General features: G+C 60.0%; 30 protein-coding genes and 1 tRNA gene. 26 read left to right on the top strand and 5 right to left on the bottom strand.

Annotated elements, in window-relative coordinates; genetic code table 11:
* Positions 1-2 precede the first annotated feature (2 nt).
* Positions 3-428, top strand: coding sequence for an HIT domain-containing protein (locus tag FGE05_RS12280; protein WP_139645230.1), 426 nt, complete (start codon positions 3-5; stop codon positions 426-428).
* Between the two features lie 3 nt (positions 429-431).
* Positions 432-638, top strand: a complete 207-nt coding sequence (locus FGE05_RS12285) for a SlyX family protein (RefSeq protein ID WP_041021693.1) — start codon at positions 432-434, stop codon at positions 636-638.
* 70 nt (positions 639-708) lie between these two features.
* On the opposite strand, the gene FGE05_RS30220 is transcribed toward FGE05_RS12285, so the two are convergent.
* Positions 709-1,314, bottom strand: coding sequence for a cold-shock protein (locus FGE05_RS30220; RefSeq protein ID WP_139645232.1), 606 nt, complete (start codon positions 1,312-1,314; stop codon positions 709-711).
* A 454-nt stretch (positions 1,315-1,768) separates the two neighbouring features.
* On the opposite strand from FGE05_RS30220, the gene FGE05_RS12295 reads away from it, so the two are divergent.
* The 5 genes from FGE05_RS12295 to FGE05_RS12315 all read left to right on the top strand — a co-directional run bounded on the left by FGE05_RS12295 (position 1,769) and on the right by FGE05_RS12315 (position 5,986).
* On the top strand, positions 1,769-2,242 hold the full coding sequence (locus FGE05_RS12295; RefSeq protein WP_047701202.1) for a Dps family protein: 474 nt from the start codon (positions 1,769-1,771) through the stop codon (positions 2,240-2,242).
* A gap of 275 nt (positions 2,243-2,517) precedes the next feature.
* Positions 2,518-2,868, top strand: coding sequence for a ribbon-helix-helix domain-containing protein (locus tag FGE05_RS12300; RefSeq protein WP_139645234.1), 351 nt, complete (start codon positions 2,518-2,520; stop codon positions 2,866-2,868).
* Between the two features lie 180 nt (positions 2,869-3,048).
* The gene (locus FGE05_RS12305) at positions 3,049-3,270 is read left to right on the top strand and encodes an FmdB family zinc ribbon protein (protein WP_024776474.1); all 222 of its coding nucleotides are present in this window, start codon (positions 3,049-3,051) and stop codon (positions 3,268-3,270) included.
* Positions 3,271-3,345: 75 nt separating this feature from the next.
* Positions 3,346-5,121: an aspartate--tRNA ligase gene (gene aspS, locus FGE05_RS12310; protein WP_024776475.1), complete on the top strand. Its 1,776-nt coding sequence runs from the start codon at positions 3,346-3,348 to the stop codon at positions 5,119-5,121.
* Between the two features lie 118 nt (positions 5,122-5,239).
* Complete coding sequence (locus FGE05_RS12315; protein ID WP_039591693.1) at positions 5,240-5,986, top strand: YebC/PmpR family DNA-binding transcriptional regulator; 747 nt, start codon at positions 5,240-5,242, stop codon at positions 5,984-5,986.
* Here FGE05_RS12315 and FGE05_RS29840 read toward each other — a convergent pair.
* Positions 5,963-6,112, bottom strand: a complete 150-nt coding sequence (locus FGE05_RS29840; RefSeq protein ID WP_175363047.1) for a hypothetical protein — start codon at positions 6,110-6,112, stop codon at positions 5,963-5,965. The two genes, FGE05_RS12315 and FGE05_RS29840, sit on opposite strands and share 24 nt — an antisense overlap.
* An 18-nt stretch (positions 6,113-6,130) precedes the next feature.
* On the opposite strand from FGE05_RS29840, the gene ruvC reads away from it, so the two are divergent.
* From ruvC to FGE05_RS12380, 13 genes are all read left to right on the top strand, one after another.
* Positions 6,131-6,655, top strand: coding sequence for a crossover junction endodeoxyribonuclease RuvC (ruvC, locus tag FGE05_RS12320; RefSeq protein ID WP_024776477.1), 525 nt, complete (start codon positions 6,131-6,133; stop codon positions 6,653-6,655).
* 112 nt (positions 6,656-6,767) lie between these two features.
* Positions 6,768-7,376, top strand: a complete 609-nt coding sequence (ruvA, locus tag FGE05_RS12325) for a Holliday junction branch migration protein RuvA (RefSeq protein ID WP_024779454.1) — start codon at positions 6,768-6,770, stop codon at positions 7,374-7,376.
* On the top strand, positions 7,377-8,438 hold the full coding sequence (ruvB, locus tag FGE05_RS12330) for a Holliday junction branch migration DNA helicase RuvB (protein WP_139645236.1): 1,062 nt from the start codon (positions 7,377-7,379) through the stop codon (positions 8,436-8,438). It begins immediately after the preceding gene.
* Between the two features lie 125 nt (positions 8,439-8,563).
* Complete coding sequence (ybgC, locus tag FGE05_RS12335) at positions 8,564-9,031, top strand: tol-pal system-associated acyl-CoA thioesterase (protein WP_139645237.1); 468 nt, start codon at positions 8,564-8,566, stop codon at positions 9,029-9,031.
* Positions 9,021-9,716 (top strand): protein TolQ, encoded by a 696-nt coding sequence (tolQ, locus tag FGE05_RS12340; RefSeq protein WP_042728759.1) that lies wholly within the window; start codon positions 9,021-9,023, stop codon positions 9,714-9,716. The genes ybgC and tolQ overlap by 11 nt, the downstream gene beginning before the upstream one ends.
* 23 nt (positions 9,717-9,739) lie before the next feature.
* The gene (gene tolR / locus FGE05_RS12345) at positions 9,740-10,192 is read left to right on the top strand and encodes a protein TolR (protein ID WP_161796096.1); all 453 of its coding nucleotides are present in this window, start codon (positions 9,740-9,742) and stop codon (positions 10,190-10,192) included.
* Positions 10,192-11,250 (top strand): cell envelope integrity protein TolA, encoded by a 1,059-nt coding sequence (gene tolA / locus FGE05_RS12350; protein WP_139645239.1) that lies wholly within the window; start codon positions 10,192-10,194, stop codon positions 11,248-11,250. Before tolR ends, tolA begins: the two co-directional genes overlap by 1 nt.
* Positions 11,247-12,548 (top strand): Tol-Pal system beta propeller repeat protein TolB, encoded by a 1,302-nt coding sequence (gene tolB / locus FGE05_RS12355; protein WP_041021168.1) that lies wholly within the window; start codon positions 11,247-11,249, stop codon positions 12,546-12,548. The genes tolA and tolB overlap by 4 nt, the downstream gene beginning before the upstream one ends.
* A gap of 52 nt (positions 12,549-12,600) precedes the next feature.
* Entirely contained in the window at positions 12,601-13,101 is a 501-nt protein-coding gene (gene pal, locus FGE05_RS12360; RefSeq protein ID WP_024779460.1) for a peptidoglycan-associated lipoprotein Pal, read from the top strand.
* Positions 13,102-13,107: 6 nt separating this feature from the next.
* The gene (ybgF, locus tag FGE05_RS12365; protein ID WP_139645240.1) at positions 13,108-13,944 is read left to right on the top strand and encodes a tol-pal system protein YbgF; all 837 of its coding nucleotides are present in this window, start codon (positions 13,108-13,110) and stop codon (positions 13,942-13,944) included.
* Positions 13,945-14,111: 167 nt separating this feature from the next.
* Positions 14,112-14,759, top strand: a complete 648-nt coding sequence (queE, locus tag FGE05_RS12370) for a 7-carboxy-7-deazaguanine synthase QueE (RefSeq protein ID WP_041021787.1) — start codon at positions 14,112-14,114, stop codon at positions 14,757-14,759.
* Between the two features lie 19 nt (positions 14,760-14,778).
* Positions 14,779-15,453, top strand: a complete 675-nt coding sequence (gene queC / locus FGE05_RS12375; RefSeq protein WP_176563005.1) for a 7-cyano-7-deazaguanine synthase QueC — start codon at positions 14,779-14,781, stop codon at positions 15,451-15,453.
* A 63-nt stretch (positions 15,454-15,516) separates the two neighbouring features.
* Positions 15,517-15,592, top strand: a tRNA-Lys gene (locus tag FGE05_RS12380).
* Positions 15,593-15,711: 119 nt separating this feature from the next.
* On the opposite strand, the gene FGE05_RS12385 is transcribed toward FGE05_RS12380, so the two are convergent.
* A complete protein-coding gene (locus FGE05_RS12385; RefSeq protein WP_139645244.1) occupies positions 15,712-16,647 on the bottom strand; it encodes a LysR family transcriptional regulator in 936 nt (311 codons plus the stop codon).
* A 170-nt stretch (positions 16,648-16,817) separates the two neighbouring features.
* Between FGE05_RS12385 and FGE05_RS12390 the strand changes: the two genes are divergently transcribed.
* From FGE05_RS12390 to FGE05_RS12415, 6 genes are read left to right on the top strand one after another with little or no spacing between them, the layout of a single operon-like run.
* Positions 16,818-17,435, top strand: coding sequence for a thermostable hemolysin (locus FGE05_RS12390; RefSeq protein WP_139645246.1), 618 nt, complete (start codon positions 16,818-16,820; stop codon positions 17,433-17,435).
* The gene (locus FGE05_RS12395) at positions 17,432-18,994 is read left to right on the top strand and encodes an AMP-binding protein (protein WP_139645248.1); all 1,563 of its coding nucleotides are present in this window, start codon (positions 17,432-17,434) and stop codon (positions 18,992-18,994) included. The genes FGE05_RS12390 and FGE05_RS12395 overlap by 4 nt, the downstream gene beginning before the upstream one ends.
* Positions 18,969-19,850: a TauD/TfdA family dioxygenase gene (locus FGE05_RS12400; protein WP_139645250.1), complete on the top strand. Its 882-nt coding sequence runs from the start codon at positions 18,969-18,971 to the stop codon at positions 19,848-19,850. Before FGE05_RS12395 ends, FGE05_RS12400 begins: the two co-directional genes overlap by 26 nt.
* Before the next feature lie 9 nt (positions 19,851-19,859).
* Positions 19,860-20,984 (top strand): aminotransferase class III-fold pyridoxal phosphate-dependent enzyme, encoded by a 1,125-nt coding sequence (locus FGE05_RS12405; protein ID WP_139645252.1) that lies wholly within the window; start codon positions 19,860-19,862, stop codon positions 20,982-20,984.
* Positions 20,962-22,302, top strand: coding sequence for an aspartate aminotransferase family protein (locus FGE05_RS12410; protein ID WP_139645254.1), 1,341 nt, complete (start codon positions 20,962-20,964; stop codon positions 22,300-22,302). The genes FGE05_RS12405 and FGE05_RS12410 overlap by 23 nt, the downstream gene beginning before the upstream one ends.
* 2 nt (positions 22,303-22,304) lie before the next feature.
* A complete protein-coding gene (locus FGE05_RS12415) occupies positions 22,305-23,720 on the top strand; it encodes an amidase (protein WP_139645269.1) in 1,416 nt (471 codons plus the stop codon).
* A 43-nt stretch (positions 23,721-23,763) separates the two neighbouring features.
* Here the strand turns inward: FGE05_RS12415 and FGE05_RS12420 are convergent, their stop codons facing one another.
* On the bottom strand, positions 23,764-24,675 hold the full coding sequence (locus FGE05_RS12420) for a DMT family transporter (protein WP_139645256.1): 912 nt from the start codon (positions 24,673-24,675) through the stop codon (positions 23,764-23,766).
* A 129-nt stretch (positions 24,676-24,804) separates the two neighbouring features.
* On the bottom strand, positions 24,805-25,992 hold the full coding sequence (locus FGE05_RS12425; RefSeq protein WP_139645258.1) for a cyanate transporter: 1,188 nt from the start codon (positions 25,990-25,992) through the stop codon (positions 24,805-24,807).
* Positions 25,993-26,618: the final 626 nt, after the last annotated feature.

Here is a 26,618-nt window from a genome sequence, read left to right on the forward strand (position 1 = left end):
CGGTGTTTGTTTTAGATTCACGACTGCAACAGGACACATTGCCCATTGGCGATTTCCCGCTATGCCGGTTGCTGTTGTCCAATGATTCGAATTACCCGTGGTTCATTCTTGTACCAAGACGGGAAGATATCAGTGAGTTGTTTCAGCTCGATGACCTTGATCAACGCCAGCTGTGGAAAGAGACCACTGCGCTGGCCGAAATTCTCAAGGACTCCTTTGACGCCGATAAGTTGAACGTTGCGGCGTTGGGTAACGTCGTCAGCCAGTTGCACATGCACGTCATCGTGCGCAGGCATGAAGACGCCGCCTGGCCGTCGCCTGTCTGGGGCAAGCATCCGGCCCGGCCTTATAGTGCGGAACAGGTGACAGCCATTCGCGAGCGGTTGCGGATGGCGCTGACCGACGATTTCAAATTTATGGAGGGTTGAACCGTGGATCTTGAGGCGCGTGTTACCGATCTGGAAACTCGCCTGGCATTTCAGGATGACACCATCCAGGCGTTGAATGATGTGTTGGTGGAGCAGCAGCGAGTCGTCGAGCGTTTGCAGTTGCAGATGGCGGCGTTGCTCAAGCGGCAGGAGGAAATGGCTGGGCAGTTCGAGTCCGTCGAGGAAGAGGCGCCGCCCCCGCATTACTGATCGCCCGGGCGACAGGTCATAAAAAAACCGCGATGCAGCCTGGCTGCTCGCGGTTTTTTCGTGCCTGGGATCAGCGTCGCGGCAGCGCGGCGATGACGTCTTCGGCTTGCAGGCCTTTGTCGCGGTGCATCACGGAAAACTCCACGCGCTGACCTTCGACCAGTACGCGATGGCCTTCGCCGCGGATGGCCCGGAAATGCACGAAAATGTCATCGCCGGAATCGCGGGAGATAAAGCCAAAGCCCTTGGAGGTGTTGAACCACTTCACGGTGCCGGTATCGCGGTTGGACATGTCGTAGTTCTGGGTCGCTGCAGACGGCGACGACTTCTTGTAGAAGCTGACGGCCAGGTGCAGTGCTACGGCAAGCAGCGCCGCAGCGAGGCTGAACAGGATGGCCGGTTGCCCACTGATTTCCGGCATGGGCGCCAGCAGGCTCAGGGTTTGCAGGGCGACGGCCAGCACCAGTAGTGCGCTGACCAGGTTTTGCAGTTGATGACGAGGACCTTTGTGCCAGTAAGGGATGACAGGTGCGAGGGTCAGGTTGAGCAGGCCGAAGAAGGCCAGGTAAAGCGCATCGGGATGTTGCAGGTAAGGTGTGGCTTCGGAACCCAGGCTAGGGATGAAGGACAGCAGCAGGGCAGCTGCGCCCATTAGCAAGTGGACGATTTTCAACATTTTGATTGACTCACGGTTAAGACGGATCACAAGGAAGAGCTGGTCGGGGACGGTTCGCTTCAGAACAATGAGAGGCGCTGGACACGGACCCGAATCAGCCTATGCGCTACACCCGGGAAAATAGGTGTAGCGACACACTGCCTATTTAACAGCAAAGACCAGGCCTTCTCAAACTCGTAACAGGTGCGTGCCGCGCTGTTCGTCGGCCGGAGAGCTGCACGCCCGTGGGAGCGAGCCTGCTCGCGATGGCGGCGGGTCAGCAATACCTTCAGCAACTGACAGACCGCCATCGCGAGCAGGCTCGCTCCCACAGGAAGGGGCGCTTATCCTTCTGGCTGCGGAACCGTCCGGCGTCCTGGCTTGTCGGTTCAGCAGGGCTGGCGATTTGTCGCAGGCTACTGGCGACAACACCCGCTACGCTGTGGAACTCATCACCGTCAGGAGATCAACCAACATGGCAATTGATATCGGTATCAGTGAAGAAGATCGCAAGTCCATCGTCGACGGGCTCTCACGTTTGTTGTCGGACACCTACGTGTTGTATCTCAAGACCCACAATTTCCACTGGAACGTCACGGGGCCGATGTTTCGGACCCTGCATCTGATGTTCGAGGAGCAATACAACGAACTGGCGCTGGCAGTGGATCTGATTGCCGAGCGTATTCGTGCGCTCGGTTTTCCCGCGCCGGGGGCCTATTCGGTGTATGCACGCTTGTCTTCCATCAAGGAAGAGGAGGGCGTGCCCGGTGCCGAAGACATGATCCGTCAACTGGTCGATGGCCAGGAGGCGGTGACGCGCACGGCCCGCGGTATCTTCCCCTTGCTGGACAAGGTCAGCGATGAGCCGACCGCCGACCTGCTGACCCAGCGCATGCAGGTTCACGAAAAAACCGCGTGGATGCTGCGCTCCCTGCTGGACGAACGGTAAGCCCCTGGCGGGCGATGGTGGGGTCGGTGCATCATCGCCCGTGTGTCGCAACCGTTAGTCTTTCCTTGTATCGGGCTTTCCGATCAGTCTTGCGCCTGCTGTTGGGGTAACCCATCGTGTGTAGGACGATGTAATTCATCGTCTGCCAGCTGTTGGCTTGTCCTACGTTGCCGGTCAAAAAGTCATCTGGATCTGGCGACTCCGTTGAGCTTCCATAGGGCACCAGATTGGTTGTCCTGACTGAGAGGTTCGTATGGCAAAGGAGTGTCAACGGTATGATTCAAGGAAAAGAATCGAGGGAGGGCGCGCAGCCCATCGCTATCGACCCGTTCGTCAGTGGGTTCGATATGCAGCTGGCCCGGCCCTTGTCCCGATCCATCCGTTTGAACGGGTTCGCCACCTGTCTTCGGCTGGAGCGGGTCTATTGGGAGATCCTCGGCGACATGGCCCAGCTCAACAACTGCTCCATCAACACGCTGTTGTCCCATGTCGACAGGGAGGTGCATCTGCGCCATGGCGGAGTCCGTAACTTCAGCGGCCTGGTTCGTGTGGTCTGCGTGGTGCACAGTTTGAAGGAGGCCGGCATGGAGGCCGTGGAGCGTCATTGGCGTGGAGCTCCACAGTGAGTCAGTCGGGCCGGTAGGTGCCCTGTGCAGCCTTGGGGGCTTCCAGATTCGTTTCCCCATCCCGTGGAAACGAATGGAGAACGCCCCTACGGCTGCACAGGCTGCATTTAATGGATATAATCCCGCTCTTTGCCGCAAAGCCCAGCTTTTGCGCGATTAACCTGATCGCCGAGACAACCCATGCCGATGTACGACTATCAATGTGCTTCCTGTGGTCATCAGATGGAAGCCATCCAAAAGATCAGCGAAGCACCGCTGGTCGACTGCCCTGCCTGCCAGGCGCCGGAACTGAAAAAAATGCTGTCCATGCCAGGTTTCCGCCTCGGCGGTACGGGCTGGTATGAAACCGACTTCAAGACCGGCGCCAAGAAAAACCTCGCCGGTGGCGACAAAGCTGACTGAGATGAATACGCGCGGGTTCTTGCATGGGCAGGGCCTCCAACCGAATGTCGAATTACGAGAAGTGAAACCACTACCATGATGCGCAGCCATTATTGCGGCCAACTGAACGAAAGCCTGGAAGGTCAGGAAGTTACTCTTTGCGGATGGGTCCATCGTCGCCGTGACCATGGCGGGGTGATTTTCCTCGATATCCGTGATCGTGAAGGCCTGGCCCAGGTGGTGTTCGATCCGGACCGTGCTGAAACCTTCGCCACCGCCGACCGCGTGCGCAGCGAATACGTGGTCAAGATCACCGGCAAGGTGCGTCTGCGTCCGGCCGGTGCCGGCAATGCCAACATGGCGTCCGGCATGATCGAAGTGCTGGGTCATGAGCTGGAAGTGCTCAACGAAGCGGAAACCCCGCCGTTCCCGCTCAACGAGTTTTCCGACGTGGGCGAAGAAACCCGCCTGCGCTATCGCTTCATCGACCTGCGTCGTCCGGAAATGGCCGAGAAGCTGCGCCTGCGTTCGCGCATGACCACCAGCATCCGTCGCTACCTGGACGAGAACGGCTTCCTCGACGTCGAGACGCCGATCCTGACCCGTGCCACGCCGGAAGGCGCTCGCGACTACCTGGTGCCGAGTCGTACCCACCCCGGCAGCTTCTTCGCCTTGCCGCAATCGCCGCAGCTGTTCAAGCAACTGCTGATGGTGGCCGGCTTCGACCGTTACTACCAGATCGCCAAGTGCTTCCGCGACGAAGACCTGCGTGCCGACCGTCAGCCTGAGTTCACTCAGATCGACATCGAGACCAGCTTCCTCGACGAAAAAGACATCATGGGCCTGACCGAAGGCATGATCCGCAACCTGTTCAAGGAAGTGCTGGGTCTGGAATTCGGTGATTTCCCGCACATGACCTGGGACGAGGCCATGCGCCGCTACGGTTCCGACAAGCCGGACCTGCGTATCCCGCTGGAACTGGTGGACGTGGCCGACCAGCTCAAGGATGTCGAATTCAAGGTTTTCAGCGGTCCGGCCAACGATCCGAAATGCCGCGTAGCCGCCTTGCGTGTGCCGGGTGCGGCGAGCATGCCGCGCAGCAAGATCGACGACTACACCAAGTTCGTCGGCATCTACGGTGCCAAGGGCCTGGCGTACATCAAGGTCAACGAGCGCGCCAAAGGCGTCGAAGGCCTGCAATCGCCAATCGTCAAGAACATCCCTGAAGCCAATCTGAATGTGATCCTCGATCGCGTTGGCGCGGTCGACGGCGATATCGTGTTCTTCGGCGCCGACAAGGCCAAGATCGTCAGCGAAGCCCTGGGTGCGTTGCGGATCAAGGTTGGTCACGATCTCGAGCTGCTGACTTGCGAATGGGCGCCGTTGTGGGTCGTTGACTTCCCGATGTTCGAAGAGAACGACGATGGCAGCTTCACCGCCCTGCATCACCCGTTCACCGCGCCGAAATGCACGCCGCAAGAGCTGGAAGCCAACCCGGCTACCGCTTTGTCGCGCGCCTACGACATGGTCCTGAACGGCACCGAGCTGGGTGGCGGTTCGATCCGTATCCACCGCAAGGACATGCAGCAGGCGGTGTTCCGCCTGCTGGGCATCGACGAAGCGGAACAGGAAGAGAAATTCGGCTTCCTGCTCGACGCCCTGAAGTTCGGCGCGCCACCCCACGGTGGCCTGGCCTTCGGCCTGGATCGCCTGGTGATGCTGATGACCGGCGCCCAGTCGATCCGTGAAGTGATCGCATTCCCGAAAACCCAGAGCGCGGCCGATGTCATGACCCAGGCCCCGGGTGCGGTGGATGCCAAGGCGCTGCGCGAGCTGCACATCCGCCTGCGTGAACAGCCAAAGGCTGAGTAAGGCTGACACCTGAAGGCGCATCTTCGGATGCGCCTTTTCGTTGGTGTCGATATTTCTGCTTGTCCGCCACTGCGCGAGCGCGGGGCGGGCAACGTTTCAAGAAGAACCGGAGCGAGTTATGGCAGGTCATTCCAAGTGGGCGAACATCAAGCACCGCAAAGAACGTCAGGATGCCAAGAGGGGCAAGATCTTCACCAAGTGGATCCGTGAGCTGACGGTCGCGGCCCGCCAGGGTGGCGGCGATCCAGGGTCCAACCCGCGTCTGCGCCTGGCTCTGGACAAGGCGCTCGGTGCCAACATGAGCCGCGACATCATCGATCGGGCCATTGCCCGCGGCGCCGGTGCGACCGAGGCTGACAACGTTGAAGAGCTGACCTACGAAGGTTACGGCCCAGGCGGCGTGGCAGTGATGGTCGAATGCATGACCGACAACCGCAACCGTACCGCGGCAGCCGTGCGTCACGCCTTCAGCAAATGTGGTGGCAACCTCGGTACCGACGGTTCGGTGGCTTATCTGTTCGAGCGCAAGGGGCAGATCAGCTTCGCGCCGGGCCTGGATGAGGACGCCCTGACGGAAGCCGCCCTGGAAGCCGACGCCGATGACGTGGTTGGCCATGAAGACGGCTCATTCGACGTGTTTACGTCGTTCGCCAGTTTCTATGCCGTGCGCAACGCCCTGGAAGCGGCCGGGTTCAAGCCGGCCGACGCGGAAATCGTCATGCAGCCGACCACCAGCGCCGAACTGGATCTTGAAGGCGCCGAGAAAGTGCTCAAGCTGATCGACATGCTCGAGGACCTGGATGACGTGCAAAACGTCTATTCCAATGCCGATATTCCGGAGTCAGTGGCCGAGCAGCTGGGCTGACTCGTCGTCGCCGTTCTGAATGTGGGAGCGAGCCTGCTCGCGATAGCGATCGTCCAGTTTGCAAAAAAGTTGCAGGAGGATCGCCATCGCGAGCAGGCTCGCTCCCACAGGTTCAAATAATTCCATCTTCAAACCGCAGGCGTTATGACTTTAATCCTTGGCATCGACCCCGGTTCGCGCATTACCGGCTACGGCGTGGTTCGCGATACCGGGCGCGGCTGTGTCTATGTCGCGTCCGGCTGCATCCGCACCGGGGCGGGCGAGTTGCATGAGCGCCTGCAGATCGTTTATCGCGGTGTGCGTGAAGTCATCCAGACCTACGGCCCGGTCACCATGGGCATCGAAAAGGTATTCATGGCGCGCAACGCCGATTCCGCCTTGAAACTGGGGCAAGCCCGGGGGGCGGCGATTGTTGCGGGCGCCGAGGAGAGCCTGGAGATCGCCGAGTACACCGCGACCCAGGTCAAGCAGGCGGTCGTCGGAACGGGGGCGGCAAACAAGGAACAGGTGCAAATGATGGTGATGCACCTGTTGAAGCTGGTCAGCAAGCCGCAGATTGACGCCTCCGACGCCCTGGCCATCGCCATTTGCCATGCCCATACCCGTTCCAGCCTGTTGCCTCATGGTCTGGGAACCGCACGCAGTCGTGGCGGGCGCCTGCGTCTCTGATAGCATCAGCGCACTCATTCATGCCCGAGTCTGTTGCGCCTGTGTTGTCGGCCTTCATGCCCGGGCTGTTATTCGCCAGCCAGCGGCTGGTCAATGCCCAAGGATCTGAAACGTGATTGGACGCTTGCGCGGCACCCTGGCTGAAAAACAGCCGCCGCATCTGATTCTGGATGTAAATGGCCTGGGCTATGAGCTGGAAGTGCCCATGACCACACTGTATCGCTTGCCGTCGGTCGGTGAGCCGCTGACGTTGCACACCCATTTGGTCGTGCGCGAGGATGCACAGTTACTCTATGGCTTTGTCGGCAAGCGTGAGCGGGATTTCTTCCGTGAGTTGATCCGCCTCAATGGCGTTGGCCCGAAACTGGCCCTGGCCTTGATGTCGAGCCTGGAAGTCGACGAGCTGGTGCGTTGCGTGCAATCCCAGGACACGTCGGCTCTGACCAAGGTGCCAGGTGTCGGCAAGAAAACCGCCGAACGCCTGCTGGTGGAGCTCAAGGACCGCTTCAAGGCCTGGGAAGCGGTACCGGCCATGTTCGCGCTGGTGCCGAACCAGCCGGATGCACCGGTGCCAGCGGCCAGTGCCGAGAACGACGCGGTCACTGCGCTGATCTCCCTGGGCTACAAGCCGCAGGAAGCCAGCAAGGCGATTTCCGCCATCAAGGAAAAAGGCTTGAGTACTGAAGACATGATTCGTCGCGCCCTGAAGGGAATGATCTAAGTGATTGAAGCTGACCGTCTGATCGCCGCCACGGGTGCGCCCCGTGACCGCGAGGAAGTCCAGGACCGTGCGATTCGCCCCGTCAGCCTGGCTGACTACATCGGCCAACCGACTGTGCGCGAGCAGATGGAGTTGTTCATCCAGGCGGCCCGGGGGCGTAGCGAGTCGCTGGATCACACCTTGATCTTCGGCCCGCCGGGCTTGGGCAAGACTACCCTGGCCAACATCATCGCCCAGGAGATGGGCGTGTCGATCAAGAGCACCTCCGGTCCGGTCCTCGAGCGTCCGGGCGACCTGGCGGCGTTGTTGACCAATCTCGAGCCTCACGATGTGTTGTTCATCGACGAAATCCATCGGCTGTCGCCGATCGTCGAGGAAGTGCTGTATCCGGCCATGGAAGATTTCCAGCTCGACATCATGATCGGCGAAGGCCCGGCGGCGCGTTCCATCAAGCTGGATCTGCCGCCCTTCACCCTGGTGGGTGCCACCACCCGCGCTGGCATGCTCACCAACCCGCTGCGCGACCGTTTCGGCATCGTCCAGCGCCTGGAGTTCTATAGCAACGCGGACCTGGCCACGATCGTCAGCCGCTCGGCGGGCATCCTCGGGTTGCCACTGGACCCGGATGGCGCCTATGAAGTGGCGCGTCGGGCCCGGGGTACGCCGCGGATCGCCAACCGGCTGCTGCGCCGGGTCCGGGATTTTGCCGAGGTCCGGGCCGAGGGCCACATCACCAAGCCGATTGCCGACCTGGCGTTGAACCTGCTGGACATCGACGAGCGTGGTTTCGACCATCAGGACCGACGCCTGCTGCTGACCATGATCGAGAAGTTCGACGGTGGTCCGGTGGGGGTGGACAGCCTGGCCGCGGCCATCAGCGAAGAGCGCCATACCATCGAGGATGTCCTGGAGCCGTACCTGATCCAACAGGGCTATATCATGCGCACCCCGCGCGGGCGGGTGGTGACGCGCCATGCTTACCTGCACTTCGGCTTAAACATCCCGACACGAATGGGCGAGATGCCGGTGGTAGACGAATTCCTCGATGCCGTGGACGATTGAACGACTTTTGTGCAGCGACTTTTTTCCGGATTGTGCTGTCCCAGACGACGTCCGGAGCGTCTATGCACTCGAGAATGAAAAAACAGTTGCCGCCGATTGGCAACCTGAGGAGTAAGCACTAGAGTATGCGCGCGCAAAACGGGCTGGAGTCGTTCGCACATCGCTGTCGCGTTTATTACGAGGACACCGATGCTGGCGGCATCGTTTACTACGTCAATTACCTCAAGTTTATGGAACGGGCTCGAACCGAACGGCTGCGGGAACTGGGTTTCGCCCAATCCGCGCTGGCAGGGGAGGATCTGTTATTCGTCGTGCATTCCAGCGAAGCGCGTTACCACGCGCCGGCGCGACTGGACGACGAGCTTCTGGTAAGTGCCGATGTCATCGAGTTGAACCGTGTCAGCCTGCGCTTCAAGCAGCAGGTCAGGCGGGCTACGGATAATGCGCTGCTCTGTGAAGGGCAGTTTTTGGTGGCCTGTGTGCGCACCCATAGTTTGAAACCCCGGGCCATTCCCGAAGCTCTACGTGCGGCCTTTGCCGGCGTGAGCGGCGCGGGTACACACTCAGAGCAGGAGATAAAGCGTGGAAGCTAACGTCGTCGACCATACCTCCATGTGGAGCCTGGTCAGCAATGCCAGCGTCGTGGTGCAACTGGTAATGCTGACCCTGGTAGCCGCATCGGTGACTTCATGGATCATGATTTTTCAGCGCAGCAACCTGCTGCGCGCCGGTCGCCGTGCCCTGGAGAGCTTTGAAGAGCGCTTCTGGTCGGGTATCGACCTGTCCAAGCTGTACCGCCAGGCGGGCAGCAACCCGGATCCGGATTCGGGCGTAGAGCAGATCTTCCGTGCCGGTTTCAAGGAGTTCTCCCGTCTGCGCCAGCAGCCGGGCGTCGACCCTGAGGCGGTGATGGAAGGCGTGGCCCGTGCCATGCGCGTCGCCATTTCCCGTGAGGAAGAAAAGCTCGAGCAGAGCTTGCCGTTCCTGGCCACCGTCGGTTCGGTCAGTCCGTACATCGGCCTGTTCGGTACCGTGTGGGGGATCATGAACTCCTTCCGCGGCCTGGCCTCCGCCCAGCAGGCCACCCTGGCCACCGTGGCCCCGGGTATCGCCGAGGCACTGGTCGCTACCGCCATTGGCCTGTTCGCGGCCATCCCGGCCGTTATCGCCTACAACCGCTTCGCTGCCCGCAGCGAGACGCTGATCGGCCGTTACTACACCTTCGCCGATGAATTCCAGGCGATCCTGCACCGCAAAGTGCACACCAGCGAAGAATAAGCAGGTATTTCCCGATGGCTTTAATCGCTCGAGCCCGAAACAAGCGCAAGCCGGTTGCCGAGATGAACGTGGTGCCCTACATCGACGTGATGCTGGTGCTGCTGGTCATCTTCATGGTGACCGCGCCGATGCTCAATCAGGGCGTGAAGGTCGATCTGCCCAAGGTTTCCAGCGAAGCCTTGCCGCAGGACAACAACACCCAGGTCCTGACCATTTCGATCAAGGCTGACAAGACCTACTACTGGAACCTTGGCAGCGAAGTCGATACCGAGAAGCAGCAGGACCGGGCCATGACCCTGCCCCAGATGACCGATGCGGTGACCAAGATCATTCGTGTCGGCAACGATGCCGGCAAGCGCACTCAGGTCTTCATTCGCGGCGACAAGACCGTCGACTACGGTGCCGTGATGGGCGCGATGGGCGGTCTGCAGAAAGCCGGAGTCGGTAATGTTGGCTTGATCACCGAGGCGCCCTGATGCAGCAACAGCGAGAGCCGTCCGCCTCGGAAAGCTACTTCTGGCCCAGTGTCCTGGCAATCGGCCTGCACGTGCTGGTGTTCGGCATGCTGTTCGTCAGTTTTGCCATGACGCCGGAGCTGCCGCCGGCCAAGCCGATCGTGCAGGCGACCCTTTATCAGCTCAAGTCGAAGAGCCAGGCCACTACTCAGACCAACCAGAAGCTGGCCGGCGAGGCGAAGAAGTCCGCTGCGCGGCAGACTGAAGTCGAGCAGATGGAGCAGAAGAAGGTCGAGCAGGAAGCGATAAAGGCGGCGGAACAAAAGAAAGAGGAAGCCGCTCAAAAGGCCGAAGAAGCGAAGAAGGCCGACGAGGCGAAAAAAGCTGACGAGGCCAAGAAAGCCGATGAGGCGAAAAAAGCCGAGGCCAAGAAGGCAGAAGAGAAACAATTGGCTGATATAGCCAAGAAGAAAGCCGAAGAAGAAGCCAAGAAAGCCGCTGAGGAAGAGGCCAAGAAAGCGGCCGCCGAAGAGGCCAAGAAGAAGATTGTCGAGGACGCGAAGAAGAAAGCGGCCGAAGACGCCAAGAAGAAAGCTGAAGCTGACGAGGCGAAAAAGAAAGTCGCCGAAGACGCGAAGAAGAAAGCCGCCGCCGACGCCGCCAAGAAAAAGGCCCAGGACGCAGCGCGCAAATCTGCCGAAGAGAAGAAGGCCCAGGCCTTGGCAGACCTGCTTTCCGACACGCCGCAGCGCCAGCAGGCCTTGGCCGATGAGCAAGGCGATGAAGTCGCCGGTAGCTTCGATGATCTGATTCGTGCCCGGGCGGCAGAGGGTTGGGCTCGTCCACCTTCGGCGCGCCAAGGCATGACGGTGGTATTGCAGATCGGCATGTTGCCGGATGGTACGGTGGCCTCGGTCAGCGTGGCCAAGTCCAGCGGCGATGGACCTTTCGATGCTTCGGCGGTTGCAGCGGTCAAGAACATTGGACGATTGACGGAAATGCAAGGAATGAAGTCGAGCGATTTCGCTCCCTATCGTTCATTCAAGATGACATTCACACCTGAGGATCTAGCCTTGTGAGAAACCTTCTTCGAGGAATGCTTGTCGTTATCTGCTGCCTGGCAGGGATAGCGGTGGCAGAGGAAAAGAACATTCTGGTCACCAGCGGCAGCGATCGGGCGACCCCGATCGCCGTCGTACCGTTCGGCTGGCAGGGCGGTAGCGTCCTGCCGGACGATATGGCGGAAATCATCGGCAACGACCTGCGCAACTCTGGTTACTACGCGCCGATTCCGAAGCAGAACATGATCAGCCTGCCCACCCAGGCCAGCGAAGTCATCTACCGTGACTGGAAGGCCCTGGGCGCCCAGTACATCATGGTCGGCAGCATCGTTCCGGCCGGCGGCCGCCTGCAGGTGCAATACGCCCTGTTCAACGTCGCCACCGAGCAGCAGGTGTTGACCGGCAGCGTGTCGGGCAGCACTGATCAACTGCGTGACATGGCGCACTACATCTCCGACCAGTCGTTCGAGAAACTCACCGGCATCAAGGGTGCATTCTCTACCCGCATGCTCTACGTGACGGCCGAACGTTTCTCCGAGAAAAACACCCGCTACACCCTGCAGCGCTCCGACTACGACGGCGCCCGCGCGGTCACCCTGCTGCAATCGCGCGAGCCGATCCTGTCGCCGCGTTTCGCTCCCGATGGCAAGCGCATCGCCTATGTGTCGTTCGAGCAGAAGCGTCCGCGCATCTTCGTGCAGCACATCGACACCGGTCGCCGCGAGCAGATCACCAACTTCGAAGGCCTGAACGGCGCGCCAGCCTGGTCGCCGGACGGTAACCGCCTGGCGTTCGTGCTATCCAAGGACGGTAACCCGGACATCTATGTGATGAACCTGGCCTCGCGTTCGATCTCCCGTGTCACCAACGGCCCGGGCATCAACACCGAACCGTTCTGGGGCAAGGATGGCTCGACCATCTACTTCACCTCCGACCGTGGTGGCAAGCCGCAGATCTACAAGACCAGTGCCGGTGGCGGCGGTGCCGAGCGCGTGACCTTCGTCGGTAACTACAACGCCAACCCTAAATTGTCGGCGGACGAGAAGACCCTGGTGATGATCCATCGCCAGGACGGTTTCACCAATTTCAAGGTGGCAGCCCAGGATATGCAGCGCGGTAGCGTAAAAATCCTCACTGATAGCACTCTGGACGAGTCACCTACTGTTGCGCCCAACGGCACCATGGTAATCTACGCCACCCGCCAGCAGGGCCGGGGAGTCTTGATGCTCGTGTCCATTAATGGACGCGTGAGGCTCCCGCTTCCTACCGCTCAAGGCGAAGTCAGAGAACCGTCCTGGTCCCCTTACCTGAACTGACGCGGCGCAATACGTTTTACTTAACACACTGGGGTTCATTAGGAGTTTCACGATGGAAATGCTGAAGTTTGGTAAATTTGCTGCGCTGGCTCTGGCCATGGCTGTAGCTGTAGGTTGCTCGTCCAAAGGCGGCGACAACGCCGGTGAAGGCGCTGTTGATCCAAACGCTGGTTACGGCGCTAACACCGGTGCAGTTGACGGCTCCATGAGCGAAGAAGCTGCTCTGCGCGCAATCACCACCTTCTACTTCGAATACGACAGCTCGGACCTGAAGCCAGAAGCCATGCGCGCTCTGGACGTTCACGCCAAAGACCTGAAAGCAAACGGCGCTCGCGTTGTTCTGGAAGGCAACACCGACGAACGTGGTACTCGTGAGTACAACATGGCACTGGGCGAGCGTCGTGCGAAAGCCGTTCAACGCTACCTGGTACTGCAAGGTGTTTCCCCAGCTCAGCTGGAACTGGTTTCCTACGGCGAAGAGCGTCCAGTTGCTACCGGCAACGACGAGCAGTCCTGGGCTCAAAACCGTCGCGTCGAACTGCGTAAGAACTGATTCGTCATGCGAACGTGCCGTCGTGCTGTAACTGTTCTGGCTCTCAGTCTCGCACCGCTTGCGGTGTGGGCTGCGGTTCCTGTGGTCGATAACGATGCCGGCTATAACAATAGCGGGAGCAGTTATCCGCCTGCAGGTTACGGTACGAACGGCGCCTATGCCGGGGGAGGGGTTTCGGCCCCTGTCTCGGCACAGGGCGAGCTGTTCAACCAACTGCAGCAAATGCAGGATCAGCTTTCACGCCAACAAGGCGCGATTGAAGTTCTGCAAAACGAAGTATCGCGCATGAAGCAGGAAAACCTGGAGCGTTACCAGGATCTTGATCGGCGCATAGGAAGCGGTGTTGCACCTGCCGCGACTCCTGAGAATTCTCCTGCCGGTGGCGACTTGAACGCCCCCGGTGCTGCCGCAGGCGCGGGCGCGGGGGCAAGCGCTCCGGCACCTGCCGCCAGTGGCGAACCGGCTGATCCGGCGAAGGAAAAGCTCTATTACGATGCTGCCTTCGACCTGATCAAGGCCAAGGATTTCGACAAGGCCAGCCAGGCCTTTGCCGCTTTCCTGCGCAAATACCCAAGCAGCCAGTACGCGGGCAATGCCCAATACTGGTTGGGTGAAGTGAACCTGGCCAAGGGCGACCTGCAGGGTGCCGGCCAGGCATTCGCCAAGGTGTCCCAGCTGTATCCCAAGCATGCCAAGGTGCCTGATTCGCTGTACAAGCTGGCTGATGTAGAACGCCGCTTGGGTCACACCGACAAGGTCAAAGGCATTCTGCAGCAGGTGGTCTCCCAGTATCCGGGAACTTCTGCCGCACAGCTGGCCCAGCGCGATCTGCAACGCATGTAAGCCGGTTTGACCCTGTAATGAAGAAACCCGCGCTTGTCGCGGGTTTTTTCGTTAGAATTCACGCCCTTTTTCTGAAACACGCTTTTTGGGGCCTGCGCGATGACGGGGTTCCTTGAAGTGCCTGACGGAGGCGGACGGCCTGTTTAGCTGTTACGCCCGTGGCGACTATGCAAGACACATTGAGAATCACCGAAGTTTTTTACTCGTTGCAGGGTGAAACGCGAACGGCCGGGCTGCCCACAGTATTTGTGCGCCTCACCGGTTGCCCGTTGCGTTGCCAATACTGCGACAGTGCCTACGCTTTCAGCGGCGGCACCCTGCGGACCCTCGACGACATCCTCGAGCAAGTCGCCGGCTATCGCCCGCGCTACGTCTGTGTTACCGGTGGCGAGCCACTGGCACAACCCAATGCCATTCCCTTGCTCAAGCAGCTGTGTGATGCCGGTTATGAAGTGTCGCTGGAAACCAGCGGCGCCCTGGATATCTCGGCCGTCGACCCGCGTGTCAGTCGCGTCGTGGACCTGAAAACCCCAGGGTCCAAGGAAGCGCATCGTAACCGCTACGAGAACATCGAACTGCTGACGCCCAACGATCAGGTCAAGTTCGTTATCTGTTCGCGGGAGGATTACGACTGGGCCGTGTCCAAGCTGATCCAATATGGGCTCGACAAGCGAGCCGGTGAGGTCCTGGTATCGCCAAGTCATCACGACTTGAATGCGCGGGATCTGGCGGACTGGGTGGTGGCGGATAACCTGCCGGTGCGCCTGCAATTGCAGTTGCATAAATATCTTTGGAATGACGAGCCGGGGCGCTGATATGACTGAGCAGACGAGCATTGTAGAAAAACGAGCGGTCATCCTGTTGTCCGGTGGCTTGGATTCGGCCACGGTCGTGGCCATGGTCCGTGCCGAAGGTTATCGCTGCTACACCATGAGTTTCGACTACGGCCAGCGTCACCGCGCTGAACTGCACGCTGCCGAGCGAGTGGCTCGGGACCTGGGCGTGGTGGAGCACAAGGTGATTGGCTTGAACCTCAACGGCATCGGTGGTTCGGCCCTGACCGACAGCTCCATCGCTGTACCCGAAGCTCCGAGTGAAGGCATACCGGTGACCTACGTACCGGCGCGTAACACGGTATTCCTGTCCTTGGCGCTGGGTTGGGCCGAAGTGCTGGAAGCTCGTGACATTTTCATCGGCGTCAATGCGGTGGATTATTCCGGCTACCCGGACTGCCGTCCTGAGTTCGTCGAAGCTTTCGAGCGCATGGCCAACCTGGCGACCAAGGCCGGCGTGGAAGGGCAAGGCTTCCGCATCCAGGCGCCGCTGCAAAATCTCAGCAAGGCCGATATCGTCAGGGCTGGTGTGAAGCTCGGTGTGAACTATGGATTGACCGTTTCCTGCTACCAGGCCGACGATCAGGGCCGCGCCTGTGGCAAATGCGACAGCTGCCGCCTGCGTGCCGAAGGCTTTGCCGCAGCGGGTGTGAGCGATCCAACCCCTTATTTTTGATTTATTTCAAATTAGGTGTTGAATAGTCCTTAGAAATCAGTATTATACGCGCCACCACACAGCGGGTCGTTAGCTCAGTTGGTAGAGCAGTTGGCTTTTAACCAATTGGTCGTAGGTTCGAATCCCACACGACCCACCATCTTTGCTGTTTTAAAAGTCTGGAAGGCCCACGAAAGTGAGGATTTCCGGATTTTTTTTTGCCTGTAGGAAAGCTCCAGGCCGGGAACCACGCGAAGATACGCGCGGTTCCCGGCCGGCTTAGAGCAAGCCGTCCTCGGCGCAGACCTTCACGATCTGCTCGCGAAACCAGACGTTGGCGTTGTCCTGGCCGGGTTTCTCGCTCCACATCATATCCAGCGTAAAGTTCGGTAATCCGGCTGGCGGGTTGCGGTGGCTGAATTTGGCCTCATCGCAGGTCAGTGCCTGAATGCGTCGGGGCAGGGTCAGCACGAAGTCGGTCCCGGTGACCATATTGAGCGCCGCCACGTAGCTGTTGGCTCGGGCGACGATCTGCCGGCTATAGCCCTGTCGGGCCAGCCAGCCATCAATCATGTTGGTGTCGGAGGTCCAGGGCGTCGGGAAAACATGCTGGCACGCGACGAATGTTTCCAGGCTGAGGGCCTCGTCCGGCAAGTTGGCGTTTCTGTCGACTACACAGACTAATTCATCTTCCAGTAATACTTGCGAGCGCAAGCCCTTGGCGCTGCGATGAAAGTTGGGGCCGAAACAAAACACTAGATCGAAGCGACCATCCGTCAGTTCGTCAACAGGAATATCCTTGTGAAATTTCGTTATATTGATGATGACTGGGAATTGGCTGCCAATAAAACGCTTGACCAACTTGGGCAGGATCAATAATTCGAAATATTCCGGTGCACAAATATTGAAGGTTATTTCTTTCTGTGTGGGATCGAAGGTTTGAATGCCGGAATGGCAAATATTAATAGTCTGAAGAATCTTGACGATATGACTGTACATCGCGGTGGCCTTGTTGGTCGGACGCATGCCACTGCGGGTATTAATGAATAATTCATCTTCGAAGCTGGTGCGCAGCTTCTTCAAGCAGTAGCTCACGGTTGACTGGCTGACGCAGAGGGCTTCGGATACCTCTGTGACGCTGCTCTGCTCGTACACCGCAACGAACACCATCAAGTCCTGCATGTCCAGCTTTCTAAGCAAATTGCTATTGAGCATAAGATCCTTCTTGGCACAATCCATGGGCTAGCGTCTCTGGTTTTTATGACAAAGACGTTTATTTATATATTAGCGGATGCAATTTATTTTTTAAATGGCTTGTAGGATTTTTCTTAAATATGCTCGCCTCGCTTTTATAGACATCCTGCACAGGGACGGAGGAGGACGAAATGCAAATACGTGTCGCGGAAACTAAAACGCCATTATGGGTACAGGCCGCAGAGGTAGTAAAAGACAAGTTTCGAAGTTCTTACGCGGCTTCGGTAGAACCGAATCCACAATACTTTGCGGTCACTCAGGACCAGGAAGATCGCATACTCGCGTGTGCCGGTATTACTTTTGCGGATCACCGCATTCTTTTTTCCGAACAATACCTGACACAACCGATTGAGGAGATCTTGTCCCAGCGTTTCGAGAAAACCATCGAGCGTTCGAACATTGTCGAGATCGGCAATCTGATTTCCCATCATCTCACAGCGGGAATGATTCTCGTTAATATGATTCCGTTGTTGTCCTGGTGCATGGGCGGGCATTACCTGTTGTGCACTGTTACGCCTCGGGTCCGGCAAATGATGGAAAGTTGCCAGATCGATTTCGAGCCGCTGTTGACCGCTGACCCCACCCGCCTGGCCGACGATAGCGGCAAGAACTGGGGGACCTATTACGCCAAGAAGCCGGTTACCGGTTTCATCCGGGTCGATCCTAAGCGCTCACGTTTCGCCGCCACGACGCTCAACACCTCGTTCACGCAATTGCCCGGTGAAACCCTGGCGAGGGCGCAGCCATGAGCGGTGGTTTTATCAATCTGCTGAAACAGGCACTGCAGGACAACCGCCAGGCGGTATGTGCGGTTGACTGGACGTCGGGCACCGAGTCTGTGGCGCTGACCTACGGCGAACTGGAGCACCGGGCGCTTAATCTGGCTGCTGAGCTGCAACGACGTTTCGCAACGCCGGCCCACGGCGATCAAGTGGTGCTGGGGATTGCGACGCGCAACAGCAGCGACTGGCTGGTGGCCGACCTGGCGTGCCTGTTTGCCGGGATTACCGCCTTGCCGTTGCCGCTGGCGTTCAGTCAGTCCCAGGCCGAGCATCTGGCCGAGCGTTGCGACGGATTTCTGGTGGATGCCGCCGGGCAGCGGACACTGGCGCAACGCTGGAAGCTGAATTTCCCTGATAGCCGCCTGCGCCGTCTCAGTGAGCCAGTGATCGAGCAGCCGCTGGCACACACACCGGACGCAGAGGGTGACTGGATCTGCAAGATCATTCACACCTCGGGCACCACCAGCCGGCCGAAAGGCGTGCGCTTGAGCAATCACGCGGTTGGCGCGGTGCTGACGTCGTTGCGCGAACGCATGCCGGTCAATGCCCATCGTCGGTATCTGTCGCTGGTACCGCTGAGCTTGTTGCTTGAACAGGTGACCGCCGCTTACCTGCCGCTCCTGGCCGGTGGGACCGTGCATTTCCTGCCGCCGAGCGAAGCATTGCTCGGCGAGCCTGGGGCTTCGCCGCAGCGTCTGGTCGACTGGATCCTGCAGGTCCAGCCGACGGCCCTGACGGTGCCGCCAGTCATGATCAATCGCTTCCTGGAACAATTGAACGATGGCGGCGAGGCGGGGGCGCGGCTGGCAAGTTACCTGAAGTCCGGGGCTCACATTACCTGCGGCGGCGCGGCGGTGAGTATCGACGCCCTGCACGATCTGGCCGAGCAAGGTATCGAGGTGTACCAGGGCTACGGACTGTCGGAAAACGCCTCGGTGGTCAGCATGAACACCTTTGAAGAGCAGCGCCTGGGCAGCGTCGGCAAGCCGCTTCCCCATGTTCAGGTACGGATCGGCGCCGACCAGACCATCGAGGTCAAGAGCAGTTCTCTGTTCAGCGGTTACTCGGGGACGGACCCCAGCGCGTGCTCCATGTCGGATGACGGCTGGATGGACACCGGGGACCTGGGGATGCTCGACGAAGACGGCTACCTCTACGTGCATGGCCGCAAGAAGAACGTGATCTGCCTGCCCAACGGCCGCAATGTCAGCCCCGAGCAGGTCGAGCTGGAGTATCGCAAATACCCGGGCGTGAACGACGCCGCGGTGTTCTTCGATGAGCAACACGGTCTTGTGGCGTTGCTGTGTGTCGAGTCGACGCCGGCCAGGGATGAACTGATTAGCTGGTCGACTGGCCGTTTCTCCGACATCGAACGACCGAACCGGCTCTGGTTGTTGGCCAAGGACGATCCGTTGATCGAACAACTCTACACCGTCACCGGCCGACCGAAACGCGCCGATATCGCCACTGTTTTTTCCACTCTGCAAGGGAACGCATCCAATGAGCACACCTGCCTTTCACTTTGAAAACCCGGACGTCTCCATCGTCGAGTCGCACCACTTCGCCAGCCTGGGCAAGGCCGAGTTGTATGAGCTGCTGGGACACTACGGTGTCGTGCTGTTTCGCAACTGTATCCACAACGCCGAGGCGTTCAGCGCCTACGTCAAGCAAAACAGTTCCCGGCTGAGCCTGGACCCTGCACGGGTCATGGTCGGTGGTGCCGCGCAGTTGGTGGATGCCGGACATCAGGCGGTCGGCCTGCATTGCGAAAACGGCAATTCACCGTTCTGGCCGGACATGACCTGGTTCTATTGCCAGGAAGCGCCGCGCAAGGGTTCGCAAACCACGATCTGCGACGGTGAGAAAGTGCTGGCGAGGCTGTCCCCGGGCTGCCGCAGCTTCTTCGAAAACAACCCTATTCGCTACAGCCGCACCGTGGCGGGGGAAAAGTGGCGCCGGCTGGTTTGTCATTATTCGCCGACTCTGTCGAACCCGGCAGACGTGGTCATCGAGGATCTGTTGCAGATCATTGGCAATGACCCGCAGACGCAGATTTCCTTCAACCCGGCCGATGACTCGATGCACTACGCCTTCAGCACGCCGGCGATCCTTACCTCTGCGTTCAGCCAGCGCCCGGCGTTTGCGAACAGCATCCTGGGGCCTTCGTTCAACTACGAGGCGCCGGTGATCGATACGGTGGATGGGCAGGTGATTCCCGCCGAGTTCCTGGCCGAAATCGCCGAAGTCTCCGCCCAGTACACCGTTCCGGTGGGTTGGCGTGACCATGACGTGGTCATGATCGATAACCGTCGGGTCATGCACGGTCGTGAAACCATCGTCGATGAACGTCGACGCATTTTCAATGCGCTGAGCTATCGCTGAGAGGGTGCCATGAATAACGATAAATATATTATTGGCGGGCAGTACGAGACGTACCTCGACGGCGATGGTCGGCAGATCATCGACCTGACCGGCGGGTTTGGCTTCCAGGTGCCAGCGCTGATCGATGCGGTCACCCGTCAGGCGCAGATCATGGGCTTGTCCAACCGGGTACTGATGTCTGCACCGCTGATTGCCTTGTGCCGCCGTCTGGCCGAGCTGCTGCCTGAGCCGTTGGTCAGTTCCTATGTGTGCAGTTCCGGTGATGAAGCGTTCGAGGGCGCCTTGAAGTTATGCAAGGGGCTCAAGCCGAAGGGCAACACCATCGTGTTTATCCAGGGGGGTGATTACGGCTCACTGACCTACGGGCGTTGCCTCAACGCCGCGCAGGGCGACCTGGACGTGCAACATTTCCAGGGCTTCAAGCGCGTGGCGATTCGTCATCTCGCGGACTTGGACTCGGTGGACTGGAGTGATTGCTTCGCGGTCTGCCACAGCAGTACCCGTCTCGATGCGAACGGTCGATTGCAAATGCTCGAACCGGCCCTGGTCGAGCGCTTGCATGCCCGTGCGGCGCAAGCCTCGGTGCCGGTGATCGCGGTGGATACCCAGACCTGCCTCGGCAGCCTGGGCACGCTGTTCGGTTTCCAGCGTTATCGTTGTGTCCCGGACATTGTCGTGCTCGGTGGAGCGCTGGGGGGCAGTGCGATTCCCATCGGCACCTATACCTGCAGCGAGCGCATGGCCTGGCAGGTCTATGGACGCAGCAGCCCGGCCAAGCATGGCAGCACCACGGCCGGTAATCCGATGGCCTGCGTGGCGGCCTTGGCCGCGCTGGATTATGTGCAGGCCCACGACTCGCCCCGCCAATGCCTGGAAAACGGTCAGCGACTGGCGCAGACCCTGGCGTCGTTCGGCGCCGTGGCCGAGGGCGGCTGGGTCAGCCTGCCGCTGGCCGATGACCTGCAGCCGAGTGTGCTGTGCGAGGCCCTTTACCAGCGAGGCGTCTATGTCAGTGTGCCCCGTGGCCGCGAATTGATCTTGCGTTGCCCGATCACCGCTCGCCCCGAACACGTTCAACGTGCCGCAAACCTCATCAAGGAGACCCTAAGCCATGTCCTTACTCAGGCCGCATGAACAACTGCTGGATGATTGCCAGCGGTACTGGAGCGCCTCGGCGGCCAAGCTCTATCGCCTGGGCAAGACCAGCGTCGAGCAACAGGCCGATGGCATTCACGTCACCGACCACACCGGCAAGCGCTTTATCGACTGTGCGTGCAGCTACGGCGTGTTCATCGTCGGCCATCGCAACCCGATGGTCCGCGAGCAGGTGCAAGCGCAACTGAACCAGATGGCCTGGGTACCGGAGGGTCGGCGTCATCCGCTCCAGGACAAATTGACTGAACGTCTGTGCCAACTGGTGCCGGGGGAGTGGGGGGACGTGCAGTACATGGTCTCTGGGGCCGAGGCCATCGAGCAGAGCCTGCGCTATGCGTTGCGTATCCAACCACACCGGCGCGGGATCGTGGTGATGAGCGGCTCCTACCACGGCAAAACCCTGGCGGCGATGAGCATCCTGGGGCAACGACAAAACCACAGCAGCTATGGCATCGCAGCGCCCTACGTGACCCATGTGCCCTACGGTGATTTTGCGGCCCTGCAAAAGGCCGTCGGCGAGGGCGTGTGCGCGGTGTATGTCGAACCGATCCTGGGCGGCGCGCACCTGCAGGTGCCACCGCTGGGCTACATGGCCAATCTGCGGGCCTTGTGCGATGCCACCGGAACCCTATTGGTGGCGGATGAGATCCAGACCGGTTTCGGTCGCTGCGGCAAATGGTTCGCCGTGCAATATGACGACGTGGTGCCCGATATCATGATCCTCTCCAAGGGCCTGACCGGCGGCTACACCTCGTTTGCCTGCGCCATGTACAGCAAGCGCCTGGCGACGCAGTTCCCGCTCAGTGAAATCGAGCCTGATACGCGCACCAATGGCGGGCATCCGGTGGCATGCGCCTCGGCGCTGGCGGCCATCGATTACATTGAGCAGAACAACCTGGTGGAGCAGTCACAGATCAACGGCGGCTTGCTGCGCCACGGTCTGCAACGCCTGGCACTGCGCTATCCGCACATCGTCGAGGACGTGCCGGGGGTGGGACTGATGACGGGGTTGCGCTTGCGCGGTTCGGTCTATGAGGCCCTGATGAGCATGGAGCTGAGCAAGCGCGGCATTCATGCCGGCCATTCGATGAATGAAAAGGCCAAGCGTCCGGTGCTGCGCTTTTACCCACCGTTGAACATCTCGCCCGATGCGTTGCGCCATGTCCTGGCAATGATCGAAGAGGCCCTGGAGGCCATCGACCGGCGGCCGAAGCTGGCGGTCAAGGCATTCTCCCTGGTGGTGCGCAACATGTACCAGTTGCCCAACAAGTGGCTGCGCAGCAAGGAGGCGTCGTGAATATGTTCAACCCCGACTCGCTGACCCTGCGGGAAATGGCTGGTCTGTTGCGACGTGGCGTGCTGACCAGCGTCACGCTGCTGGAGTTCTACCTGCAGCGGATCGCCGAGCGTAATCGGCAGATCAATGCACTGATCCAACTGGCGCCCGTGGAGGATTTGCGGCGCCAGGCCCGCGAAGCCGATGAGATGGCGCGCGTCGGCCAGATCAGTGGTCCGCTGCACGGTATTCCCATCACCATCAAGGACGTCCTCCACGTCCAGGGATTCAAGATGTCCCGAGGGCTGGAGGAGTTGCTGGGCGACGTCAGCCAGCAGGACGCCACGGCCGTCGCCCGGCTTCGGCAGGCCGGGGCGATCATCTTGGGCATCAGTAACGTGCCTGAGCTGTGCATGGCCTTCGAGACCGAAAACCTGATCTATGGCCGCACCCTCAATCCCCATGACTTGCAACGCTCCGCCGGCGGCAGCAGTGGTGGTGAGGCGGCGGCGATCGCCGCCGGGTGTTCGCCCGCCGGGCTGGCCTCCGATGCTTGTGGCAGTGTGCGGATACCCGCGCACTTCAACGGCATTTGCGGCTTGAAACTGACCCAGGGCCGGGTGCCATTAACCGGCCAGTTTCCCAACGACCGCTCCGGTTTGTTTCACATGACCTCGGCTTTTGGCGTGATGGGGCGCTACGTCGATGACCTGGCGTTGCTCGGGCCCCTGATCAGCGGTGCCGACGGACAGGATCCAGACACCGTCGACGTGCCGTTTGCCGAAAGTGAGCCGCTGGCCAGCCTGCGGGTCGCGCTGTTTTCGGAGTCGGACCGCACGCCCGTCAGTGCCGGGGTGAGCGAGGTGTTGCAGCAGGTCGAACGGTGCCTGAGTCAGGTCGTGGCGCAGGTGAGTCCGGTGGCACCGCCGATGCTCGAGGAGGCCTGCGATGTGCTATGGCGGGTGTTCATCACCGGTGCTGACGCCGGGCGCGGCTGGCGACAGCTGTTCGAGTCGATGAACAAGCGCCGTTTCACCCCGGCCATCGCCCAGTTGTTGGACATGAGCGAAGCGGCGGAATTGACCGTGGACGAAGTCAAGCGCGACTGGATCGCGATCGACACATTCCGCTATCAACTGGCGAAGTTCTTCAAGCAACACGACCTGTTCATCTGCCCGGTATTTCCGGACGTTGCGTTCCGTCATGGAGAATCCCTGGAGGATCGCAACCGCTATGCCTTCGTGTTCCCGTTCAGTCTCAGCGGTTCACCGGCGGTGGTGATCCGCGCCGGAACCGATGAGGCCACGGGAATGCCCATCGGCATCCAGATTGTCGGGCCGCACTGGCAGGAGGAGCGGTTGCTGGCAGTGGCGGCTTTCCTTGAACGGGAACTGGAGCGCTGGAGCCCGGTTGCACCTCGTTCGGCGTCGGCGTACTAGCGTTGCATGTACGTCGCGCCAGCGTACAAAGCCTGGGGCGATTTCAAGCCGTAACGGTTCTGGCATTGCGGCTTGAAATCACCAGCGCCATCATCCCCAGGCCTACCAGCCCGGCACCGATGATTTCGAGCGCCATCGGTTGCTGCCTGAGCCAGAACCAGTTGAGCAGCGTCACGAACAGGGTGTTGAGGTATACGTAGGAAATCACTGTGGACGGTGCGATCACCCCGATGGCCCGGTGCAACAGCCAGAACGTGGCGAGGGTGCCGAACAGGGCCAGGTACACCAGCCAGCCGATATCCAGCATCGACAATTGCAGGCCGCTGCGCCAGCCGCCGCTGAACAGGCAGAACACCAAGAGAAACAGTGAGCCGAACAGCATGTTCCAGAACGTCATCGCCACCGGATCTCGCCCCTTGAGTGCCTTGGCCTTGAATCGTTGACTAAGGGGCGAGTACAGCGCCATCGCCACACAACCGGCACCGAAGACCAGCACCGGATAAAGCGCCGGCATCTGCCCCGGCACTGCACCTTTAAGCGTCAGCAATACGGCGCCGGCCGCCGCGATCAGCATGGGCAGCAGGCGGCTCTTGAGGTTTGGACTGGGCAGCAGGAACACTTCGAAGAACAAGGTCATCAATGGCACCAGTGTGTACAGCGTCGCGGTATTGACCGCCGAGGTGTAGCGCAAAGCCTCGAACAACGAACCAAAATAGGTCGCCAGCAACAGGCCGAGCACTGCGTGGGCCAGCAACCCTTTGGCAGTGATGGGCGAGGTGTTTTTCAGCAACAACGGCGGTAGGAACAGCAAGGCTGAAAACAGCAGCCGCAAGCCCGTGAGCAGAATCGGGTCGATCGAATGGCTGACCTGAGCCGCTGCGAAGAACGACGAGGCGATCAGCATTGCCCAGATAAGCATGCCCCAGTGAGCGGCTGCAAAACCGACGTGTTTCATCAAGGTCTTATTCCTGTGTTCGAGAACTGGAACGTCATGATGGGCAAATCCGTCGGCCGTCATGGGTAGGTGGATAAAGACAGGGCCGCATTCATTGCGGCCCTTTTTTCAGCGACGCGACCGGTTCCGCTAGCTGATGTGCCGCGCGTACTGCTTGGGATTGAAGCGCAACACCATCAGGATCATCAGTGCCATGACCGCAGTGAGCGACCACCAGGCCCATTCGAAGCTGCCCAATTGATCGCGGATCATCCCGGCGATCAAGGGTGAAAGCCCAGCGATCAGATAGCCGATGCCTTGCACGAACGCCGTCAGGCCACCGGCCCGGCGTGGGTTGTCCAGGTGGTCGAGGGATACGATCAGGCTCATCGGGAACAGGCCGCCGATACCCAGTCCCAGCAGGCACGGCCACAGCAGGCTGAAGCGTTCAGGGCTGAGGATCAGGCCGCAGAAACCGCCCATGATCAGGGCCAGCAGAACGGCCAGCACCAGGCGCTTGTCCTGGCTGCGGTTGGCGATTGCCGGGGTGACGAGGCCCGATAGCACTTCCATCGCCGTGAGGAACCCCAGCAACAGGCCCGCGTGCTGTTCGCTCCAACCTTTTTCCACGTAGTACGGTGCCAGCCAGGCCAATACGCAGGTATAGGACGCGGTGCCCAGGCCAAAGAAAATCGCCAGCAACCAGGCCCGGCCATTGGCGAAGAACGACTCCTTGTTCTGGCTCGGGGCTTCGGGTAACGGTGTGACGGCCGAGCGCTGGGCGTACCAGCAACCCAGGGCAACCAGCGCCAGCACCGCCCAGATCGCCAGGCCGATACGCCAGCTGCCGGTCTGTGTCAGGACGAAGGGGGAAAATGATGCCGCCAGTGCTGCGCCGCCCATGATCGAGGTGACATACAACCCCATGAACAGCGAGACATTGTCGCTGAAACGCGATTTGATCAGCGCCGGCATCACCGCCTGAATCAGTGCGATCCCGACCCCGGCCACCACGGCGCTGATAATCAGCTCGGCGGCGCTGTCCAGATACAGGCGCGACGCCGTGGCGATGCCAATGATCAGCAGCGAGAGCACGATGGTGCGGTGTTCACCGATGCGCAGCGCAATGCGCATGCCCAGGAACATCGCCAGGCCCATGGCCATGACCGGTAGCATGGTCAGCAGCGAGGCGGTGCTGAAACTCAACGGCACCTCGCCGCGAATGGCTGACAACAACGGCCCCACCGCCGCCATCGAAGGTCGCAGGTTCAGCGCCACCAACACCACACTGACCATCAGCCAGACGGCGTGGGTGCTTGAAGTTCGAACATTTTCCATAACGGAGCCTTGGCTGATAAAAATGCCATTTAGGCCGGGAAACGAGGGCAGGGGCAAACTGAAAACTGGGCAGGAATATTGAAAGATTAAATGCTCATCAACCCTGTGGGAGCGAGCCTGCTCGCGATAGCGGTGGTAAGGCCAACATTGCCGCAAGCTGACCCACCGCCATCGCGAGCAGGCTCGCTCCCACATTGGAGTCGGGTGTAGGCAGCATTTGCCTACGCCAGCAGACCCTGTGGGGGCCGGGCTTGCCCGCGAAGACGGCGGCACAGTCAACATTGCCGCAAGCAGACCCACCGCTATCGCGAGCAGGCTCGCTCCCACATTGGAGTCGGGTGTAGGCAGCATTTGCCTACGCCAGCAGACCTGTGGGAGCCGGGCTTGCCCGCGAAGACGGCGGCACAGTCAACATTGCCGCAAGCAGACCCACCGCTATCGCGAGCAGGCTCGCTCCCACATGGATTCCGGGTGTATGCAGTATTTGCCTACGCCAGCAGACCCTGTGGGAGCCGGGCTGAACTGGCCTAATGATTTTGGACACTTCAATCGGGCGCTATGATGGCGCCCAAATCTGAGGTGTTTGGCTATGCGTAAATCTTATTCCAGTGAGTTCAAGCTCAAAG

The sequence above is a fragment of the Pseudomonas sp. ICMP22404 genome, assembly GCF_006227205.1.
Lineage (GTDB): Bacteria > Pseudomonadota > Gammaproteobacteria > Pseudomonadales > Pseudomonadaceae > Aquipseudomonas.

What these genes read in the sequence shown, in the direction of transcription:
- FGE05_RS30220 (WP_139645232.1), bottom strand. Translation starts at nt 1,314, where the DNA reads ATGTTGAAAATCGTCCACTTGCTAATGGGCGCAGCTGCCCTGCTGCTG.
- FGE05_RS12405 (WP_139645252.1), top strand. Translation starts at nt 19,860, where the DNA reads ATGAATAACGATAAATATATTATTGGCGGGCAGTACGAGACGTACCTC.
- FGE05_RS29840 (WP_175363047.1), bottom strand. Translation starts at nt 6,112, where the DNA reads ATGGAATTATTTGAACCTGTGGGAGCGAGCCTGCTCGCGATGGCGATC.
- FGE05_RS12410 (WP_139645254.1), top strand. Translation starts at nt 20,962, where the DNA reads ATGTCCTTACTCAGGCCGCATGAACAACTGCTGGATGATTGCCAGCGG.
- tolA (WP_139645239.1), top strand. Translation starts at nt 10,192, where the DNA reads ATGCAGCAACAGCGAGAGCCGTCCGCCTCGGAAAGCTACTTCTGGCCC.
- FGE05_RS12400 (WP_139645250.1), top strand. Translation starts at nt 18,969, where the DNA reads ATGAGCACACCTGCCTTTCACTTTGAAAACCCGGACGTCTCCATCGTC.
- FGE05_RS12305 (WP_024776474.1), top strand. Translation starts at nt 3,049, where the DNA reads ATGCCGATGTACGACTATCAATGTGCTTCCTGTGGTCATCAGATGGAA.
- FGE05_RS12395 (WP_139645248.1), top strand. Translation starts at nt 17,432, where the DNA reads ATGAGCGGTGGTTTTATCAATCTGCTGAAACAGGCACTGCAGGACAAC.
- ruvC (WP_024776477.1), top strand. Translation starts at nt 6,131, where the DNA reads ATGACTTTAATCCTTGGCATCGACCCCGGTTCGCGCATTACCGGCTAC.
- ybgC (WP_139645237.1), top strand. Translation starts at nt 8,564, where the DNA reads ATGCGCGCGCAAAACGGGCTGGAGTCGTTCGCACATCGCTGTCGCGTT.
- ybgF (WP_139645240.1), top strand. Translation starts at nt 13,108, where the DNA reads ATGCGAACGTGCCGTCGTGCTGTAACTGTTCTGGCTCTCAGTCTCGCA.
- FGE05_RS12425 (WP_139645258.1), bottom strand. Translation starts at nt 25,992, where the DNA reads ATGGAAAATGTTCGAACTTCAAGCACCCACGCCGTCTGGCTGATGGTC.
- queE (WP_041021787.1), top strand. Translation starts at nt 14,112, where the DNA reads ATGCAAGACACATTGAGAATCACCGAAGTTTTTTACTCGTTGCAGGGT.
- FGE05_RS12415 (WP_139645269.1), top strand. Translation starts at nt 22,305, where the DNA reads ATGTTCAACCCCGACTCGCTGACCCTGCGGGAAATGGCTGGTCTGTTG.
- FGE05_RS12385 (WP_139645244.1), bottom strand. Translation starts at nt 16,647, where the DNA reads ATGCTCAATAGCAATTTGCTTAGAAAGCTGGACATGCAGGACTTGATG.
- FGE05_RS12420 (WP_139645256.1), bottom strand. Translation starts at nt 24,675, where the DNA reads ATGAAACACGTCGGTTTTGCAGCCGCTCACTGGGGCATGCTTATCTGG.
- FGE05_RS12390 (WP_139645246.1), top strand. Translation starts at nt 16,818, where the DNA reads ATGCAAATACGTGTCGCGGAAACTAAAACGCCATTATGGGTACAGGCC.
- pal (WP_024779460.1), top strand. Translation starts at nt 12,601, where the DNA reads ATGGAAATGCTGAAGTTTGGTAAATTTGCTGCGCTGGCTCTGGCCATG.
- FGE05_RS12315 (WP_039591693.1), top strand. Translation starts at nt 5,240, where the DNA reads ATGGCAGGTCATTCCAAGTGGGCGAACATCAAGCACCGCAAAGAACGT.
- FGE05_RS12300 (WP_139645234.1), top strand. Translation starts at nt 2,518, where the DNA reads ATGATTCAAGGAAAAGAATCGAGGGAGGGCGCGCAGCCCATCGCTATC.
- FGE05_RS12295 (WP_047701202.1), top strand. Translation starts at nt 1,769, where the DNA reads ATGGCAATTGATATCGGTATCAGTGAAGAAGATCGCAAGTCCATCGTC.
- aspS (WP_024776475.1), top strand. Translation starts at nt 3,346, where the DNA reads ATGATGCGCAGCCATTATTGCGGCCAACTGAACGAAAGCCTGGAAGGT.